Raw genomic sequence first — 16,271 nt, 5'->3', positions numbered from 1 at the left:
TTATTGATGAAAAAAGTATTCGCACTTTTATTTATGAGCTTTTCAGTATTGGCTTCTCCGAAAGAAGAACTGAGTAGCCGCTTGTCATTGAATGCAGGTTTTAGCGCCGACTTTAAACAAGTCGTGACTAGCCCTGATGGTGATGTTGTGATGGAAGGCGAGGGCACGGTTGAGATTGCACGCCCAAGCTTATTCCGTTGGGAAACGACTTTCCCTGATGAAAACGTGTTGGTATCTGATGGTCAAAGCTTGTGGTACTACAGCCCGTTCATTGAGCAGGTTAGTATTTACTGGCAAGAGCAAGCAACATCACAAACACCTTTTGTCTTGCTGACTCGTAACCAAGAAAGCGATTGGGACAACTACAATGTCGCACAAACGGGTAACCAATTTACGCTAACGCCAACAGCTGTGGATTCTAATCAGGGCGATTTCCAGATTAAGATCACTGAAAAGGGCATTGTTCAGGGCTTTAACGTGATTGAACAAGACGGTCAGAAAGGTGAGTTTACCTTTAGCAATGTTGACTTAGGTAAACCTGCAGCAGACCGCTTTACTTTTGTGGCACCAGAAGGTGTCGAGGTCGACGACCAAAGAAACTGATCTAATGAAGCAGATCATTTGGTAGTACGTCGATAGGCACAGATGCCATCAACGAATCAAGAGATTGCAATTGAGTAATTACAGCTTAGATTTTGCAGGGGACGAAGATTTTCGTCCCCTTGCTGCTCGTATGAGACCTGAAACTGTCGAACAGTACATCGGTCAGCAGCATATATTAGGCCCAGGTAAACCACTTCGCAGAGCATTGGAAGCGGGCCATATTCATTCGATGATTTTATGGGGGCCTCCTGGCACCGGTAAAACCACGCTGGCGGAAGTGGCAGCAAACTATGCGAATGCTGAAGTTGAGCGCGTATCAGCGGTAACTTCGGGTGTTAAAGACATTCGTATCGCGATTGAAAAAGCGCGTGAAAATAAACAAGCAGGGCGCAGAACGATCCTGTTTGTGGACGAAGTCCATCGCTTTAACAAAAGTCAGCAAGATGCCTTTTTGCCACACATTGAAGATGGCACCGTGACCTTTATTGGCGCGACCACAGAAAACCCATCCTTTGAACTGAACAACGCTTTGTTGTCACGTGCGCGTGTTTACAAGCTGACTTCGCTTCATACAGGTGATATTTCTCTCGTTATTCGCCAAGCTATTGAAGATAAACAGCGCGGTCTGGGTGATGTGACAGCTGATTTTGCTGATAACGTCTTAGATCGCCTCGCTGAACTGGTCAACGGTGACGCACGTATGTCGCTCAACTATCTTGAGCTGCTGTACGACATGGCAGAAGACAACGACAAAGGCGAGAAAGCGATAACGTTACAGTTGCTGGCTGAGGTAGCAGGGGAGAAAGTCGCTCGCTTTGATAATAAGGGCGATATTTGGTACGACTTGATCTCCGCTGTTCACAAATCGATTCGCGGTTCAAACCCTGATGCAGCGTTGTATTGGTCAGCAAGAATGATTGCTGCGGGTTGTGATCCTTTGTATATCGTAAGACGTTTGCTGGCGATTGCTTCTGAAGATATTGGCAACGCTGACCCCAGAGCAATGCAGGTCGCAATGTCCGCTTGGGACTGCTTCACTCGAATTGGTCCTGCCGAAGGGGAGCGTGCTATTGCACAGGCGGTTGTTTATCTCGCGTGTGCACCAAAGAGTAACGCCGTTTACACCGCTTGGAAGCAAGCGTTAACGGATGCACACAATCTGCCTGAGTATGAAGTTCCTCATCATTTACGGAATGCACCCACAACTTTGATGAAGGACATGGGCTACGGGCAAGAATACCGTTATGCTCATGACGAACCTGGAGCCTACGCGGCTGGCGAAAAGTATTTGCCCCCTGAAATGGGAGAGAAGCAATACTATTTCCCAACAAAACGAGGCTTAGAGACTAAAATTGGCGAGAAGCTAGATTATCTGGCGGATTTGGACGCAAAAAGCCCACAAAAACGCTATGAAAAGTAGTCTTTTTTGGATATCGTTACCTAGTCATAAAAATTCAATTAAATCGTTTGAAATTGGTCGAAATAGCACCAATTTTAGGGGTTTAGCAGTGATTCAGTAGCAATCTACTGAATATTCAAATAACTAAAGCATAGGATTAGCAATGCTGGATTCTAAATTACTTCGAGCTGAGCTGGATGAAACAGCGGCAAAATTAGCACGTCGAGGCTTCACCCTTGATGTAGAGACAATTCGTGAACTTGAAGAAAAACGTAAGTCCCTTCAGATGAAAACTGAAGAGCTGCAAGCGTTACGTAACTCTCGATCGAAGTCCATTGGTCAAGCGAAAGCAAAAGGCGACCATGAAGAAGCTGAGCGTATCCTTGCTGAAGTAGGCAACTTAGGCGCAGAACTAGACCAAGCTAAAGTAACATTGGCTGAGCTTCAATCTGAGCTAGAAACGATCACCATGTCAATTCCTAACCTACCTGATGCAGAAGTGCCAGACGGTAAAGATGAAGACGACAACGTAGAAGTTTCTCGTTGGGGTCAACCTAAGACTTACGACTTCGAAGTGAAAGATCACGTAGATCTTGGCGAAATGTCTGGCGGTCTTGATTTTGCTAGTGCAGTTAAAATCTCAGGTTCTCGTTTCATCGTGATGAAAGGCAAATTTGCACGTCTACACCGTGCTATTGCTCAGTTCATGCTGGATCTTCACACTGATGAGCACGGCTACACAGAAATGTACGTACCGTACCTAGTGAACCATGATAGCCTATACGGTACTGGTCAACTTCCTAAGTTCGGCGAAGACTTGTTTCACACAAGCCCGCTAACTGAGCAAGTAAGTGACGTACCTCTTAAAACGCTATCGCTTATCCCTACTGCAGAAGTACCGGTAACGAACATGGTTCGTGACACGATTACTGATGAAGCTGAACTGCCACTTAAGATGACAGCTCACACTCCATGTTTCCGTTCTGAAGCGGGTTCTTACGGTCGTGACACTCGTGGTCTTATCCGTATGCACCAATTCGACAAAGTTGAATTAGTACAAATTACTAAGCCAGAAGACTCAATGGCAGCGCTTGAAGAGCTAACAGGTCACGCTGAGAAAGTACTTCAACTTCTAGAGCTTCCTTACCGTAAAGTGATTCTATGTACTGGTGACATGGGCTTCGGTTCTGCGAAAACTTACGACTTAGAAGTATGGGTTCCAGCACAAGAGACATACCGTGAAATCTCTTCTTGTTCAAACATGTGGGATTTCCAAGCGCGTCGTATGCAAGCTCGTTTCCGTCGTAAAGGCGAGAAGAAACCTGAACTTGTACACACGCTAAACGGTTCTGGTCTTGCTGTTGGTCGTACTATGGTTGCTATTCTTGAGAACAACCAAGAAGCAGACGGCCGTATTGCTATCCCAACAGTACTTCAGCCATACATGGGCGGCGTAACGCACATTGGTTAATCAGTAAAACTGTTATACGAAAACCCAGTCAATCGGCTGGGTTTTTTATTACCTGTTACACCGGAAAGCAGTGAGTTGAGGGCCAATTTCATTACTCATTTGTAATAGTGTTTCTCTAATTTTGGTTATTATTACATCACTAAGAAATGGTTATAATGCGCTCTTACCGCGGTAGGTACAAATTTTCTCATGCAAATACAGAGGAGGACTTATGGCCGTAGGATGGGCAGGTGACGATAGCGTCAGTCAGCAAATTCAAAATACCATTGATGATGAGATCTCTCGTGTAAGAGGGAACATTCAAAGTGGGGAAAGCTTGCATTATTGTGACGAGTGCGGTGATGAGATATCAGAAAAGAGACGGCTAGCAATTAAAGGCGTGCGTTTCTGTATTGGATGCCAGTCCATGTTTGAACACGTTGCGTATCGTCACTCATTGTTCAATCGCAGAGCAAGTAAAGACAGCCAACTTCGTTAGAAGGCGGTCGTTCTCTATTGTCGATAATAATGAACCGGCCTCTCCTTAACTTCAATATTGCAGATAGCAAATGAACCAGTAAGGAGAGGTAATAGCTTTGTCTTCTATTTAAAGCAGTGGCGATCTTTTAATGCGCAATTAATAGCGGAAACAAGTTTCTCGATGTGCTCAGGCTTGCTAATGAAGGGAGGCATCATATAAATCAATTTGCCAAACGGGCGTATCCAAACACCTTGCTCTACAAAGTGTGCTTGGATGGTTTCCATATCGACAGGCGTATGAGTTTCAACAACGCCAATAGCACCCAACCAACGCACGTCTTTAACCAGTTCATGTTCTCGCAGTGGTGGGAGCAACTCAGAGAAAAGCTGTTCGATCTGTTGAGTCTGATTTTGCCAATGGCCTTGCTCAATGATGGATAAACTTGCCGCACCCACTGCACAAGCCAACGGGTTGCCCATGAAGGTTGGCCCGTGCATAAAGCAGCCCGCTACACCACCACATACGGTGTCAGCAACCTCTTTACTTGCTAGCGTTGCTGAAAGGGTCATGTAGCCCCCAGTCAGCGCTTTGCCTAAGCATAGAATGTCCGGTTGAATGTCGGCATGCTCACAAGCGAACAGTTTCCCTGTGCGGCCAAAGCCGGTCGCAATCTCATCCAAGATCAATAACACGTTGAATTCATCACACAGCAAGCGCACTTGTTTCAAGAATTCAGGGTGGTAGATGCGCATACCGCCAGCACCTTGAACGATTGGTTCTAAGATCACCGCGGCGACTTCTTGATGGTGGTTTGCCAGCTTCTCTCGAAAGCTGTTGATGTCGTTCGCGTCCCATTGATCCCAAAAGCCTGTTTTTGGCGAATCGGCAAAAATGTGCTCCGGCAAAAAGCCTTTGTAGAGGCTGTGCATCGAGTTATCTGGATCAGTCACCGACATCGCAGCAAAGGTATCACCATGGTAGCCATCTCTCAGTGTTAAGAATTTTGAACGAGGTTGCCCTTTAGCGTGCCAGTATTGCAGCGCCATTTTGAGGCTTACTTCCACGGCTACCGATCCAGAGTCAGCCAAGAATACATGTTCAAGATTACTGGGTGCTAGATTCAACAACTTCTTACATAAATCGATAGCGGGCTGGTGGGTGATACCGCCAAACATAACGTGTGAAACCTTATCGATTTGGCTGTGAGCCGCAGCATTGAGCTCTGGATGATTGTAGCCGTGAATGGTTGACCACCAAGATGACATACCATCAATAATTCGTTTTCCGCCTTCTAATTCTAGGTAAACACCGTCTGCGTTGGTGACTGGATAGCAGGTCAGAGGTGTTAACGTTGATGTGTAAGGATGCCAGATATGCTGGCGATCAAAGGCGAGATCCATAGTAACTTCCATTCTTGGTGTGATTAAAAAATAACCAGATGTAAACTTTTGATATTATCAATGTGTTGACAGTCTAAAGCTTGTCGGTAGACTAGCCAAGCATAAATGCAATCTCTATTGATGGAGATGCAATATCAAGAAAATAAAAAAGGATCGACACGTGGAAGTTCGTCATGACTGGACAGTTGCTGAAGTAACAGCGCTGCTTGAAAAACCGTTTATGGATTTAATGTTTGAAGCTCAAGTTGTTCATAGACAGTACCAAGAGCACAACCACGTGCAGGTGAGTACGCTGTTATCGATTAAGACCGGTGCTTGCCCTGAAGATTGTAAGTACTGCCCTCAAAGTGCTCACTACCGAACAGATGTCGACAAAGAACGCTTAATGGAAGTCGAGCGTGTTTTGGATGCGGCGCTAAAAGCTAAGAACGCGGGTTCGACTCGTTTCTGCATGGGCGCGGCATGGAAAAACCCGAAAGAGCGCGATATGCCTCACCTAACTGACATGATCAAAGGTGTGAAAGGCATGGGTCTAGAAACGTGTATGACACTGGGTATGCTAACGCCAGATCAAGCAGGTGAGTTAGCGGACGCAGGTTTGGATTACTACAACCATAACCTTGATACGTCTCCTGAATTCTACGGCAGCATTATTACTACTCGTACTTACCAAGATCGTTTAGATACCTTATCTCACGTGCGTGATGCCGGTATGAAGATCTGTTCTGGTGGCATTATTGGTATGGGCGAAAGCACTAATGACCGTGCAGGTCTACTTGTCGAGCTAGCGAACCTTCCAGTCCACCCTGAAAGTGTACCAATCAACATGCTGGTAAAAGTGAAAGGCACACCGATGGAAAACGTCGATGATGTTGAGTCTTTTGACTTTATTAAGTTGATTGCGATTGCTCGCATCATGATGCCAATGTCTGCGGTTCGTCTATCTGCAGGTCGTGAGAACATGAATGAACAGATGCAAGCGATGTGTTTCATGGCGGGTGCAAATTCTATCTTCTACGGCTGTAAGCTACTGACTACGCCAAACCCAGACGAAGACACGGATATGCAGTTGTTTAAGAAGCTGGGTATCAATAGCCAACAGGTGGCTCAAAAGCCTGACGAAATTCAAGAAAATGAACTGTTAGATCAAGTGGTGGAGCGCGTTGCTGCTCGTCCAACGAAAGATGACATGTTCTACGATGCCACTGTTTAAATCTCGCATCAAAAGTGCCCTTGCTCATCGTCGTGAGCAAGGGTTAACTCGTCAACTTAAGGTACTCGAAAACAGCAATAGCCCTTTGCTTAATAGTGAAGGTTCTAGCTTCATTAACTTTTCGAGTAATGATTACCTAGGCTTGGCAAACGATCCTGAACTGGTTGATGCATGGCAAACCGGACTTTCCCAATATGGTGCTGGCAGTGCGGCATCGCCATTGGTCACAGGTTTTAGTCCTGCTCATCGAAATTTAGAGACTCAGCTGTGTGAATGGCTTGGCTTTGAACGTGCCATTCTCTTTAGTTCTGGTTTCAGTGCTAATCAAGCTTTGTTGTTTTCTCTGCTCGAAAAAGACGACTCTCTGTTGCAAGACAAACTTAACCACGCCTCCTTGATGGAAGCGGGGATGCTTTCTCCTGCGACAATGAAACGTTTCAAGCACAACGATACTCAGCACCTCGAGTCTTTACTAAGCCGCTCTCCACAATCGTTAGTCGTTACTGAAGGTGTGTTTAGCATGGATGGCGACGAAGCGCCTCTTAGCCAGATATTTAACCTGACTCATCGATACGACAGTTGGTTGGCGGTTGATGATGCCCACGGTATCGGCGTATTAGGTGATAAAGGGGCTGGGAGCTCCAGTGCGGCACAAGTCTCACCTGATATCTTGGTGGTGACCTTTGGTAAAGCATTCGGCCTTTCCGGAGCTGCGATTCTTTGTTCGTCAGAGGTGGGTGACTACTTAACTCAGTTTGCTCGTCATCATGTGTATTCGACAGCGATACCCCCTTCACAAGCGGTGGCTTTGTCTCATGCTTGTAAGATGATTCAGACGCAAGAGTGGCGTCGTGAGAAGTTGACAGAACTTGGCGCCCTTTATGCTGAGCAGATGAGTGGCGTGAAAGGCTTTATTGATACTCAGACCCCAATCAAGCCGTTCGTTATTGGCGAAGCCCAAGCTGCATTATCTATTGCCGAAGAATTAAAGCGTAACCAAGTTTGGGTAACAGCGATAAGGCCACCAACCGTTCCGACAGGGACTGCTCGTTTACGAATTACGTTAACGGCCAATCACAGTCAGGAACAGATTCTTCAGTTAACTGACTCGTTGCTTCAAGCAATAGAGCGAAGCAACGACTCTGGAAGCAAGCCAAGCATAGAACCAAGCTTTGAATTAAAGAAAGAGGCTCAGTAAATGTCACAAGAAGCAGTAGTGCATAATTACGTAGGCCACGATAAGAGTGCGATTGCCGAAGCCTTCGGTAAAGCAGCGACAACGTATGACAAGCACGCTGAGTTTCAGCGCGATGTTGGTCACAGACTCCTAGACGAGCTACCGAGAGACCTCTCTGGCTTAAAGGTGCTCGATTTAGGTTGTGGTACTGGTTACTTCTCTGAGCAGATGGTAAAGCGTGGTGCTGAAGTGGTGTGTGCTGATCTTTCTGTTGGAATGTTAGAAAGGGCAGAGCAGCGCTGTGGTGCATCGGTTTCTTTATATCAGCAAGCCGATGCTGAACAATTGCCGTTTGAAGATGGGTGTTTTGACATCGTTTTTTCAAGCTTAGCGTTGCAATGGTGCGATGATTTATCCTCACCTTTAAAAGAGATGAAGCGCGTTGTAGCGGTTGGCGGACGTGTGATTTTCTCAACTTTGCTTGATGGGTCACTGTTTGAACTGGAAAAATCATGGTCCAAAATTGACGCACATCAACACGTTAACCATTTTATTACAATCAATCAGGTAAAAATTGCGTTAGCGCAATCTAGCTGTACTGCTCATCAACTAGACTTGCCCACCATCACCGTTTGGTACGACACTGCGTTTGAACTGATGCGCGACCTTAAAGGTATCGGCGCTAATCACGTAAGTGGTCGCTCACAAGGTTTAACAAGTCGCCGCATGTTGCAGCTTGTTGAACGGGAATATCGAGAGTTTAAAAACCATCAAGGTTTCTTACCAGCAACATATCAAGTTTGTTTAGGGGTTATTCAATTATGATTGATGCATTATTCATTGCAGGTACGGATACCGAAGTGGGAAAAACTGTGGTTTCAAAAGCGATTCTTCAAGCTTTGGCCGCACAGGATTTATCAACAATTGGTTATAAACCAGTTGCTGCAGGGTGTGAACAATACCCAGAAGGGTTACGTAACAGTGATGCATTGCACCTTCAAGAAGCTGCGACGCAAGATGTTGCTTACGAAGACGTTAACCCGTATGCATTGTTGCTACCATCATCGCCTCACATCGCGGCAAAGCATGACGGTGTCGTGGTTGATGAAGCGGTATTATCAGCGAAGCTAGAACAGCATAAGCAAAACTCTGACATCGTTTTAGTTGAAGGTGCTGGTGGTTGGCGTGTACCCGTTTCAGATGACGAATACTTATCTAGTTGGGTAAAGAAAGAGCAGCTTCCAGTTGTCCTAACTGTTGGTATTAAGCTGGGTTGTTTAAGCCACGCTCTGTTAACTGCTGAAGCGATTCGTGCAGATGGTCTAAACCTAGTAGGTTGGGTAGCGAACCGCATTAATCCAGGCACTGAACATTATGCTGATATTATTGCGATGCTTGAAGACAAGCTAGGTGCGCCGAAGTTAGGTGAAATCCCTTACGTACCAAGAGCAAAGTCTAAGAACATTGGTAAGTACATTGATGTGCAGCCTTTGCTTGCGCTTTAATTCTCACCTTGTGTACTAAATAAGAAAAGGGCTGCGATTGCAGCCCTTTTGCTATTTTAAGCCTTTAGACCATACGTTTGTAAAAACGGGTCTTTTGAACAAGTTTGGGATTAATGTTCTTTTGTCAGTCCCATTAATGCTTGTTGCGTTTCTGTGATTTTTGTCTGTGCCGTTTGTGGTGTTAGGATCCCAATCTGCTTTTTTGCTTCTTCTTCAGTAATCCCTAGGTGACAGCACAGTAAATCGATAGCCATTTGAGTGTTAGTACCTTCAACCATGATTCTTCCCTTTTTGTACATGGACTAGCCAATAAATCATCTGAGGTCACTGTAAACGGATTGTTATATCGACACCATACGACTTAGGTCTAATAGACCGTGATTAACTCATCTACAATCTCGTAATCAAATGTTGCAATTTAATGCTTAACCTTGTTTTCTTAATCTAAGACTATATGTATAAGTAAGTATAAGTCTTCAAGGTTGGAATCTATTGCTGTCTGCCTTGTCTATAACAATAAGTTTTATAAAAACAGCTTTCATGCGGAGATAAGTAATGAAGCGAGTAATGTTGTTCCTTGCAACCAACCTTGCGGTTGTATTGGTACTAAGTGTTGTTCTTAATATTGTATATGCAGTCACAGGTATGCAACCAGGAAGCCTTTCAGGCTTGTTGTTAATGGCTGCGGTGTTTGGTTTTGGCGGCTCATTCATCTCATTAATGATGTCAAAGAAAATGGCGCTACGCTCAGTAGGCGGCATGGTCATTGAAAGCCCACGTAACGAAACAGAACATTGGTTGATGGAGACGGTAAGCCGTCAATCTCAACAAGTTGGTATTGGTATGCCAACAGTGGCGATCTACGACTCGCCAGACATCAACGCATTCGCGACGGGTGCTAAGCGTGACGATTCATTGGTCGCAGTATCAACAGGTCTGCTGCACAACATGACGCGTGATGAAGCTGAAGCAGTATTAGCGCATGAAGTGAGCCACATCGCGAACGGCGATATGGTGACCATGACGTTAATGCAAGGTGTAGTGAACACGTTCGTTATCTTCCTATCTCGTTTCATCGCCAACATTGTTGCGTCGAATGACAACGAAGAAGAGGGCGGCAGCAACATGATGGTGTACTTCGGTGTGTCTATGGTGTTGGAATTGGTATTTGGTTTCTTAGCAAGCTTCATTACGATGTGGTACAGCCGTCATCGTGAATTCCATGCCGATGCAGGTGCAGCGAACCTAGTGGGTAAAGAGAAGATGATTGCAGCGCTAGAGCGTCTAAAGGTGAGCCATGAGCCACAACTAGAAGGTTCTATGATGGCATTTGGTATCAATGGTAAGAAGTCTCTAACAGAGCTTCTAATGAGCCACCCACCGCTAGATAAGCGTATTGCGTCTTTACGTAACATGTAATTTCTAACACAAGCTGCTGTCGTTAAGTGGCAATATGTATTCTAAAGGCTTCCTTCGGGAGGCATTTTTTGATCTTGGCATTTAAGGATGTTTGTCTAATGTGGCTTGCAGTATTTGAATGGGGGAGGTGAGTAGGACAAGTCAGGTTTGATTGACGACTGTTGTTTACTTAGGGACTACTGTTCGAGACATTTGTTCTACGCAACAAAAAGGCTTCCACATGGGAAGCCTTAGTCTATTCTGTGATTCGAACTTCGAATTTTACAGCTTGTCAGTTAGCTCGATTGCTTGACCGATGTAGTTCGCTGGCGTCATCTCTTTTAGACGTACTTTCTCGTCTGCAGGGATTTCAAGACCATCGATGAATGCACGCATGCCTTCGCCATCTACACGTTTACCACGAGTCAGCTCTTTTAGCTTCTCGTATGGCTTCTCGATGCCGTAACGACGCATTACTGTTTGTACTGGTTCAGCCAATACTTCCCAGTTTTTGTCTAGTTCAGCAAGTAGCGCAGCACGGTTAACTTCTAGCTTGCTAATACCTTTCAGAGTCGAAGTGTATGCAATGATTGCGTAGCCAACACCCACACCTAAGTTACGAAGAACTGTAGAGTCAGTAAGGTCACGCTGCCAGCGAGAAACTGGAAGTTTTTGTGCTAGGTGGCTAAATACTGCGTTCGCTAGACCAAGGTTGCCTTCAGAGTTTTCGAAGTCAATTGGGTTAACTTTATGCGGCATTGTAGAAGAACCGATTTCGCCAGCAATAGTCTTCTGCTTGAAGTGACCAAGAGCGATGTAGCCCCAAACGTCACGGTCGAAGTCTAGAAGGATAGTATTGAAACGAGCAACAGCATCAAACAGCTCAGCGATGTAATCGTGAGGTTCGATTTGAGTTGTGTACGGGTTCCAAGTTACGCCAAGAGATTCAGTGATGAACTCTTCGCTGAACTGGTGCCATTCAACTTCTGGGTATGCAGAAAGGTGTGCGTTGTAGTTACCTACAGCACCGTTGATTTTCGCTAGGATCTCAACGTTTTCGATTTGCTTGTATTGACGTTCCATACGGTACGCAACGTTAGCCATCTCTTTACCCATAGTAGAAGGAGAAGCTGGCTGACCGTGTGTGCGAGACAGTAATGGAATATCACGGTACTCGTTCGCAAGTGCTTTGATAGCATCAATTACGTTACGGATTTCTGGAAGAATCACTGTGTCACGAGCTTCTTTAAGCATAAGCGCGTGAGAGGTGTTGTTGATGTCTTCAGAAGTACATGCAAAGTGAATAAATTCGTTTACAGCGTGAAGTTCAGGAACGCCAGCAACTTTCTCTTTCAAGAAGTACTCAACCGCTTTAACGTCGTGGTTAGTCGTGCGCTCGATCTCTTTGATACGTAGAGCATCTTCTTCACTGAAGTTAGCAGCTAGTTCATCAAGAAACTGGTTAGCTTCTGCACTGAACGCTGGTACTTCTTTGATTGCATCTGTAGCTGCAAGCTTTTGTAACCAACGAACTTCAACGATAGAGCGGTACTTTAGTAGGCCAAACTCACTAAAGATGCTGCGTAATGCAACAGTCTTGCTTCCGTAACGGCCGTCTACTGGTGAAACAGCAGTCAATGCTGACAGTTCCATGGTGTTCTCCTGAATTGAGTTTTCTAAATTTTGAGAGGTTTATACCAGTAACAATCTCAATTGTCACGCATATTGCGCAATCGTTTGCGTGAGAATTGTGTTGGTACAAAAAACAAGCTCGCGACGAGGCGCGAGCTAATAAATTACATGCGAGCTAGCAGGATTTGAGCCTGCTCGATCATTTTTTTGCGACCGAAGATAAGGTGGCGACGTTTGCCGCCAACTTGACGCCATAACACAGCGCTTCGAATTCCTGATAGCAGCAGAGCACGAACCTTGTGTTGGCTCGATGTCTGTTGAAGTACTGCTGGCGTACCAGAAACCTGAATACGAGGGCCAATAGGGCTCACTACATCTAAGTAGATGCTCGCAAGGTTGCTGATCATTTGCTCGTCAAACAGATCTAAGTGCTCAGTTTGACGCTCTGCAGTTTGAATACGATCACCAAGCTGTGACATAGAGTCATTGCGAGCAGATAGTTTACGTTCAAGCGCCATCAAGCTGATGATGTAGCGAGTAATGTCGCTACCAGCAGGAGTACTGTCGATACCTTTTACTAAGCATTCAAGGCCTAGCTTTAGGTTCGCCTCACGGCCAAATACACCCACAGTGTTCGCTGGGTTAGTATTTAAAATGGCATTGAGTGAAGCTTCGAAGGCATCTTTATCACAACGGCCGTCTTTCGCTACTTGTTGAACCAAAGCCACAGCTTGGCAAATTCCAGCGAAAGCAATAGTACGGTCATAAAGTGTATTAGCCACGTAGTAACTCCTAGTTGTTTTCTATCGTTTATTGTTCGTTCGATTAGATTAGATGCGTTTTTCGATGATACCACCACCAAGACAGACTTCATCTTGGTAGAACACAGCCGACTGGCCTGGCGTTACAGCGATTTGCGGCTCATCGAAGATAACCTTAATGTTATCATCGTCAATTGGGATGATTGTACAAGGAATATCGGTTTGACGGTAACGTGTTTTTACCGTGCATGTCATAACTCCAGTAATTGGTGTGCGATTAACCCAATGAAGCTGAGATGCGAACAAGCCTTCTGATTTAAGAAGCGGGTGGTCTTTACCTTGAACCGCGATCAGAACATTACGCTTAAGATCTTTTTCACCAACAAACCATGGTTCTTCGTTACCGCCGCCACCTTTAGTGCCGCCAATATGAAGACCTTTACGTTGACCCAAAGTGTGGTACATCAAGCCTTGGTGCTGACCAATTACTTGACCGTCTGGCGTCTCGATATTACCCGGTTGAGCAGGTAGGTATTTGCCTAAGAACTCAGTGAACTTACGCTCACCGATAAAGCAGATACCGGTAGAGTCTTTTTTCTTCGCAGTGATCAAGTCTTGCTCTTCAGCAATACGGCGCACTTCAGGCTTCTCTAATTCACCCACAGGGAATAGGCTGCGTGCCACTTGATCTGAACTTAGCGTGTATAAGAAATAGCTTTGGTCTTTGTTGCCGTCTAGGCCACGTAGCATTTCTGGTTTCACGCCAGCGTCTAGCTCTTCTTGAGTTGGGAAAGTACGACGAACATAGTGACCCATCGCAATGTAGTCTGCGTCTAATACTTCATCCGCAAACTCTAAGAATGCTTTGAATTTAATTTCTTTGTTACAAAGGATATCTGGGTTCGGTGTACGACCCGCTTTGTATTCTTCAAGAAAGTACTCGAATACATTATCCCAGTACTCTGCTGCAAAGTTGATAGTGTGAAGGTGGATACCTAACTTGTCACATACCGCTTGAGCATCAGCAAGGTCTTCAGCTGCCGTGCAGTATTCTTCGTTATCGTCTTCTTCCCAGTTTTTCATGAAAAGGCCTTCTACCTGATAGCCTTGTTGCTGAAGAAGATACGCCGATACTGACGAATCTACACCGCCGGACATACCGACAATTACTTTCTTTTCGCTGTTTCCAGAGCTGATATCTGACATGTCTAAACACCGTTACTATTACTTGGTCGCAGATTCTAACAGAAAGAGAAACACCGCGACAGATCCGAGACCGGAATCACAGTTTCATTTGCACAAATATTGCGCTGACTTCGTTAGATAATCGCATGAACGCGAGGAGACTCGCTAGGATGTCAGATCTATATGTGGCATAGTCGCTCGAAATCCAAGACCTGAGATAAAAAATGTCTGAACAAAATGAGTTTATGCAAGAAGAACAGTTGATCGAGATTATCGAGAACCAACTTGAAGATGGCCAACCTGTAAAAGTGAAAGAGACGCTGATGCGTTTAATGATGACAGGTACTCCTCGTGAAGAGGCGATTGCGGCTATGGCATGTGCACTGGCTATTGAAGTATTTGATGTAATGAAAAACGGCGCTGAGTTTAATCAAAAACGTTACGCCGAGCATTTGGGTATGCTACCTGACTTAAGCTTTATGGAAGGCGAATAAAAAAATAGCCTAGCAAACGTTTGCTATAGTTTGAAAGATTGCCGCGTTAAATATAGCGCGGTAGAATCCGCCACCTATTTCCCCTTGACTTAGACTAGCCTTATGAAATTCCCTGGACAACGTAAATCAAAGCACTATTTTCCGGTTCACGCTCGTGATCCTTTAGTAAGCCAAGCTCAAACTAGCAAAAGAATGTCACGTACTCATATTATCGGTATTGACCAAACTTTGGTGGATATTGAAGCGAAAGTGAGTTCTGAGCTAATCGAAAAATACGGGCTAAGTAAGGGACACTCACTGGTAATTGGTGATGAAGCTGCTGAATCCTTGTATCAAGAATTAAAAGAACAGTGCCTGATCACCAATGAATACGCTGGTGGCACTATTGGTAATACATTACACAACTATTCAGTACTTGCGGATGACCGTTCAACGCTATTGGGTGTAATGAGCCAAGATATTAAAATTGGTAGTTACGGTTACCGCTATTTATGTAATACATCAAGCAGAATGGATCTGAACCATTTACAAGGGGTAGATGGCGCAATTGGTCGCTGCTTTGCATTAATTACAGAAGATGGTGAACGTACTTTCGCAATTAGCGAAGGACAAATGAACCAATTAAAACCAGAAAGCATCCCTGAGAAAATTTTCAAAAGTGCTTCTGCTTTAGTATTAACGGCGTATTTAGTTCGTTGTAAACCAGGTGACCCTATGCCTGAAGCAACAATGAAAGCTATCGAATACGCGAAGAAATACGATGTGCCTGTTGTTTTAACTCTTGGTACTAAGTTTGTTATTCAAGATGATCCAGAGTTCTGGAAAGATTTTCTTGAACAGCACGTCACCGTTGTTGCAATGAATGAAGACGAAGCTGAAGCCTTAACAGGAGAAAGCGATCCTCTTGCTGCTTCAGACAAAGCACTAGAGTGGGTAGACTTAGTTCTATGTACGGCAGGCCCTGTTGGCTTATTCATGGCGGGTTATACTGAAGACGCGGTGAAGCGTGAAACTTCATTGCCGTTGTTACCAGGCTCGATTGCAGAATTTAACCGCTATGAGTTTAGCCGTCCTGCACATAAAGAGTTATGTGACAACCCAACGAAAATCTATTCGCATATCGCGCCTTACATGGGTGGTCCAGAAAAGATCAAAAATACCAATGGTGCAGGGGATGCGGCGCTGTCGGCTTTATTACATGATATGGCAGCAAATAAATATCATAAAGAAAATGTACCGAATTCTAGCAAGCACCAACATGCATTTCTAACGTATTCATCTTTCTCACAAGTTTGTAAATATTCAAACCGTGCAAGTTATGAAGTGTTGGTTCAGCACTCTCCTCGCTTGTCTCGCGGCCTTCCTGAAAGAGAAGACAGTCTAGAAGAAGCATACTGGGAAAGATAAGATATTTTTATCTTTTTCATTTATATTTCTAATAGTGAATGACCCGTCCTGATATGGGTTGACACTTGATTGACTAAAACGCTCGATGTATTTCATCGGGCGTTTTGTATTTTAGAGCTGTGTGAGGCCTATATTCATTATAGATTTTTACTGATTCGGCGACCAT

Annotated in this window: 17 protein-coding genes; 11 read left to right on the top strand and 6 right to left on the bottom strand. The window is 44.8% G+C overall.

Features of this window, described 5'->3' with window-relative positions:
* The first annotated feature begins 6 nt into the window (after positions 1-6).
* The 4 genes from lolA to L3V33_RS14550 all read left to right on the top strand — a co-directional run bounded on the left by lolA (position 7) and on the right by L3V33_RS14550 (position 3,951).
* Entirely contained in the window at positions 7-603 is a 597-nt protein-coding gene (gene lolA, locus L3V33_RS14565) for an outer membrane lipoprotein chaperone LolA (RefSeq protein WP_004734556.1), read from the top strand.
* A 64-nt stretch (positions 604-667) separates the two neighbouring features.
* Positions 668-2,023 carry a replication-associated recombination protein A gene (locus tag L3V33_RS14560; RefSeq protein ID WP_237290701.1) on the top strand — a complete coding sequence of 452 codons (1,356 nt, stop codon included), beginning with the start codon at positions 668-670 and terminating at the stop codon, positions 2,021-2,023.
* A 142-nt stretch (positions 2,024-2,165) separates the two neighbouring features.
* Positions 2,166-3,473 (top strand): serine--tRNA ligase, encoded by a 1,308-nt coding sequence (serS, locus tag L3V33_RS14555; RefSeq protein ID WP_004734554.1) that lies wholly within the window; start codon positions 2,166-2,168, stop codon positions 3,471-3,473.
* A gap of 211 nt (positions 3,474-3,684) precedes the next feature.
* Complete coding sequence (locus L3V33_RS14550) at positions 3,685-3,951, top strand: DksA/TraR family C4-type zinc finger protein (protein ID WP_017073321.1); 267 nt, start codon at positions 3,685-3,687, stop codon at positions 3,949-3,951.
* Positions 3,952-4,055: 104 nt separating this feature from the next.
* Here the strand turns inward: L3V33_RS14550 and bioA are convergent, their stop codons facing one another.
* Positions 4,056-5,333 (bottom strand): adenosylmethionine--8-amino-7-oxononanoate transaminase, encoded by a 1,278-nt coding sequence (gene bioA / locus L3V33_RS14545; RefSeq protein ID WP_237290700.1) that lies wholly within the window; start codon positions 5,331-5,333, stop codon positions 4,056-4,058.
* Between the two features lie 160 nt (positions 5,334-5,493).
* Between bioA and bioB the strand changes: the two genes are divergently transcribed.
* The 4 genes from bioB to bioD are packed head-to-tail and all read left to right on the top strand — an operon-like array spanning position 5,494 to position 9,228.
* Positions 5,494-6,546 (top strand): biotin synthase BioB, encoded by a 1,053-nt coding sequence (gene bioB, locus L3V33_RS14540; protein WP_114633222.1) that lies wholly within the window; start codon positions 5,494-5,496, stop codon positions 6,544-6,546.
* Positions 6,533-7,744, top strand: coding sequence for an 8-amino-7-oxononanoate synthase (bioF, locus tag L3V33_RS14535; RefSeq protein WP_237290821.1), 1,212 nt, complete (start codon positions 6,533-6,535; stop codon positions 7,742-7,744). Before bioB ends, bioF begins: the two co-directional genes overlap by 14 nt.
* The gene (gene bioC, locus L3V33_RS14530; protein ID WP_237290699.1) at positions 7,745-8,548 is read left to right on the top strand and encodes a malonyl-ACP O-methyltransferase BioC; all 804 of its coding nucleotides are present in this window, start codon (positions 7,745-7,747) and stop codon (positions 8,546-8,548) included. It abuts the gene before it with no gap.
* A complete protein-coding gene (gene bioD, locus L3V33_RS14525) occupies positions 8,545-9,228 on the top strand; it encodes a dethiobiotin synthase (RefSeq protein WP_029225749.1) in 684 nt (227 codons plus the stop codon). Before bioC ends, bioD begins: the two co-directional genes overlap by 4 nt.
* A 110-nt stretch (positions 9,229-9,338) precedes the next feature.
* Here the strand turns inward: bioD and L3V33_RS14520 are convergent, their stop codons facing one another.
* Positions 9,339-9,506, bottom strand: a complete 168-nt coding sequence (locus L3V33_RS14520) for a hypothetical protein (protein ID WP_017078977.1) — start codon at positions 9,504-9,506, stop codon at positions 9,339-9,341.
* 277 nt (positions 9,507-9,783) lie between these two features.
* Here L3V33_RS14520 and htpX point away from each other — a divergent pair, with 277 nt between their 5' ends.
* Positions 9,784-10,647 (top strand): protease HtpX, encoded by an 864-nt coding sequence (gene htpX, locus L3V33_RS14515; RefSeq protein WP_010439977.1) that lies wholly within the window; start codon positions 9,784-9,786, stop codon positions 10,645-10,647.
* A gap of 261 nt (positions 10,648-10,908) precedes the next feature.
* Here htpX and purB read toward each other — a convergent pair whose 3' ends face one another.
* From purB to mnmA, 3 genes are all read right to left on the bottom strand, one after another.
* Positions 10,909-12,279, bottom strand: coding sequence for an adenylosuccinate lyase (gene purB, locus L3V33_RS14510; protein ID WP_017083261.1), 1,371 nt, complete (start codon positions 12,277-12,279; stop codon positions 10,909-10,911).
* Between the two features lie 143 nt (positions 12,280-12,422).
* Positions 12,423-13,040 (bottom strand): high frequency lysogenization protein HflD, encoded by a 618-nt coding sequence (gene hflD, locus L3V33_RS14505; RefSeq protein WP_237290698.1) that lies wholly within the window; start codon positions 13,038-13,040, stop codon positions 12,423-12,425.
* 48 nt (positions 13,041-13,088) lie between these two features.
* Positions 13,089-14,225 carry a tRNA 2-thiouridine(34) synthase MnmA gene (gene mnmA / locus L3V33_RS14500; RefSeq protein ID WP_114633226.1) on the bottom strand — a complete coding sequence of 379 codons (1,137 nt, stop codon included), beginning with the start codon at positions 14,223-14,225 and terminating at the stop codon, positions 13,089-13,091.
* A gap of 203 nt (positions 14,226-14,428) precedes the next feature.
* Here mnmA and L3V33_RS14495 point away from each other — a divergent pair, with 203 nt between their 5' ends.
* Entirely contained in the window at positions 14,429-14,698 is a 270-nt protein-coding gene (locus L3V33_RS14495) for a hypothetical protein (protein WP_004734567.1), read from the top strand.
* 102 nt (positions 14,699-14,800) lie between these two features.
* The gene (locus tag L3V33_RS14490; RefSeq protein WP_004734568.1) at positions 14,801-16,105 is read left to right on the top strand and encodes an inosine/guanosine kinase; all 1,305 of its coding nucleotides are present in this window, start codon (positions 14,801-14,803) and stop codon (positions 16,103-16,105) included.
* Between the two features lie 73 nt (positions 16,106-16,178).
* On the opposite strand, the gene L3V33_RS14485 is transcribed toward L3V33_RS14490, so the two are convergent.
* Positions 16,179-16,271: integrase core domain-containing protein (locus L3V33_RS14485; protein ID WP_150330743.1), on the bottom strand; the 93-nt coding region annotated here is incomplete at its 5' end.

The organism is Vibrio sp. A2-1, from assembly GCF_021728355.1.
Taxonomy (GTDB): Bacteria; Pseudomonadota; Gammaproteobacteria; order Enterobacterales; family Vibrionaceae; genus Vibrio; species Vibrio splendidus_K.
The sequence above is the reverse complement of the archived record's forward strand: the minus strand, read 5'-3'. Positions and strand labels throughout refer to the sequence as shown.

What these genes read in the sequence shown, in the direction of transcription:
- lolA (WP_004734556.1), top strand. Translation starts at nt 7, where the DNA reads ATGAAAAAAGTATTCGCACTTTTATTTATGAGCTTTTCAGTATTGGCT.
- serS (WP_004734554.1), top strand. Translation starts at nt 2,166, where the DNA reads ATGCTGGATTCTAAATTACTTCGAGCTGAGCTGGATGAAACAGCGGCA.
- L3V33_RS14550 (WP_017073321.1), top strand. Translation starts at nt 3,685, where the DNA reads ATGGCCGTAGGATGGGCAGGTGACGATAGCGTCAGTCAGCAAATTCAA.
- bioA (WP_237290700.1), bottom strand. Translation starts at nt 5,333, where the DNA reads ATGGATCTCGCCTTTGATCGCCAGCATATCTGGCATCCTTACACATCA.
- bioF (WP_237290821.1), top strand. Translation starts at nt 6,533, where the DNA reads ATGCCACTGTTTAAATCTCGCATCAAAAGTGCCCTTGCTCATCGTCGT.
- bioC (WP_237290699.1), top strand. Translation starts at nt 7,745, where the DNA reads ATGTCACAAGAAGCAGTAGTGCATAATTACGTAGGCCACGATAAGAGT.
- bioD (WP_029225749.1), top strand. Translation starts at nt 8,545, where the DNA reads ATGATTGATGCATTATTCATTGCAGGTACGGATACCGAAGTGGGAAAA.
- L3V33_RS14520 (WP_017078977.1), bottom strand. Translation starts at nt 9,506, where the DNA reads ATGGTTGAAGGTACTAACACTCAAATGGCTATCGATTTACTGTGCTGT.
- htpX (WP_010439977.1), top strand. Translation starts at nt 9,784, where the DNA reads ATGAAGCGAGTAATGTTGTTCCTTGCAACCAACCTTGCGGTTGTATTG.
- purB (WP_017083261.1), bottom strand. Translation starts at nt 12,279, where the DNA reads ATGGAACTGTCAGCATTGACTGCTGTTTCACCAGTAGACGGCCGTTAC.
- mnmA (WP_114633226.1), bottom strand. Translation starts at nt 14,225, where the DNA reads ATGTCAGATATCAGCTCTGGAAACAGCGAAAAGAAAGTAATTGTCGGT.
- L3V33_RS14495 (WP_004734567.1), top strand. Translation starts at nt 14,429, where the DNA reads ATGTCTGAACAAAATGAGTTTATGCAAGAAGAACAGTTGATCGAGATT.
- L3V33_RS14490 (WP_004734568.1), top strand. Translation starts at nt 14,801, where the DNA reads ATGAAATTCCCTGGACAACGTAAATCAAAGCACTATTTTCCGGTTCAC.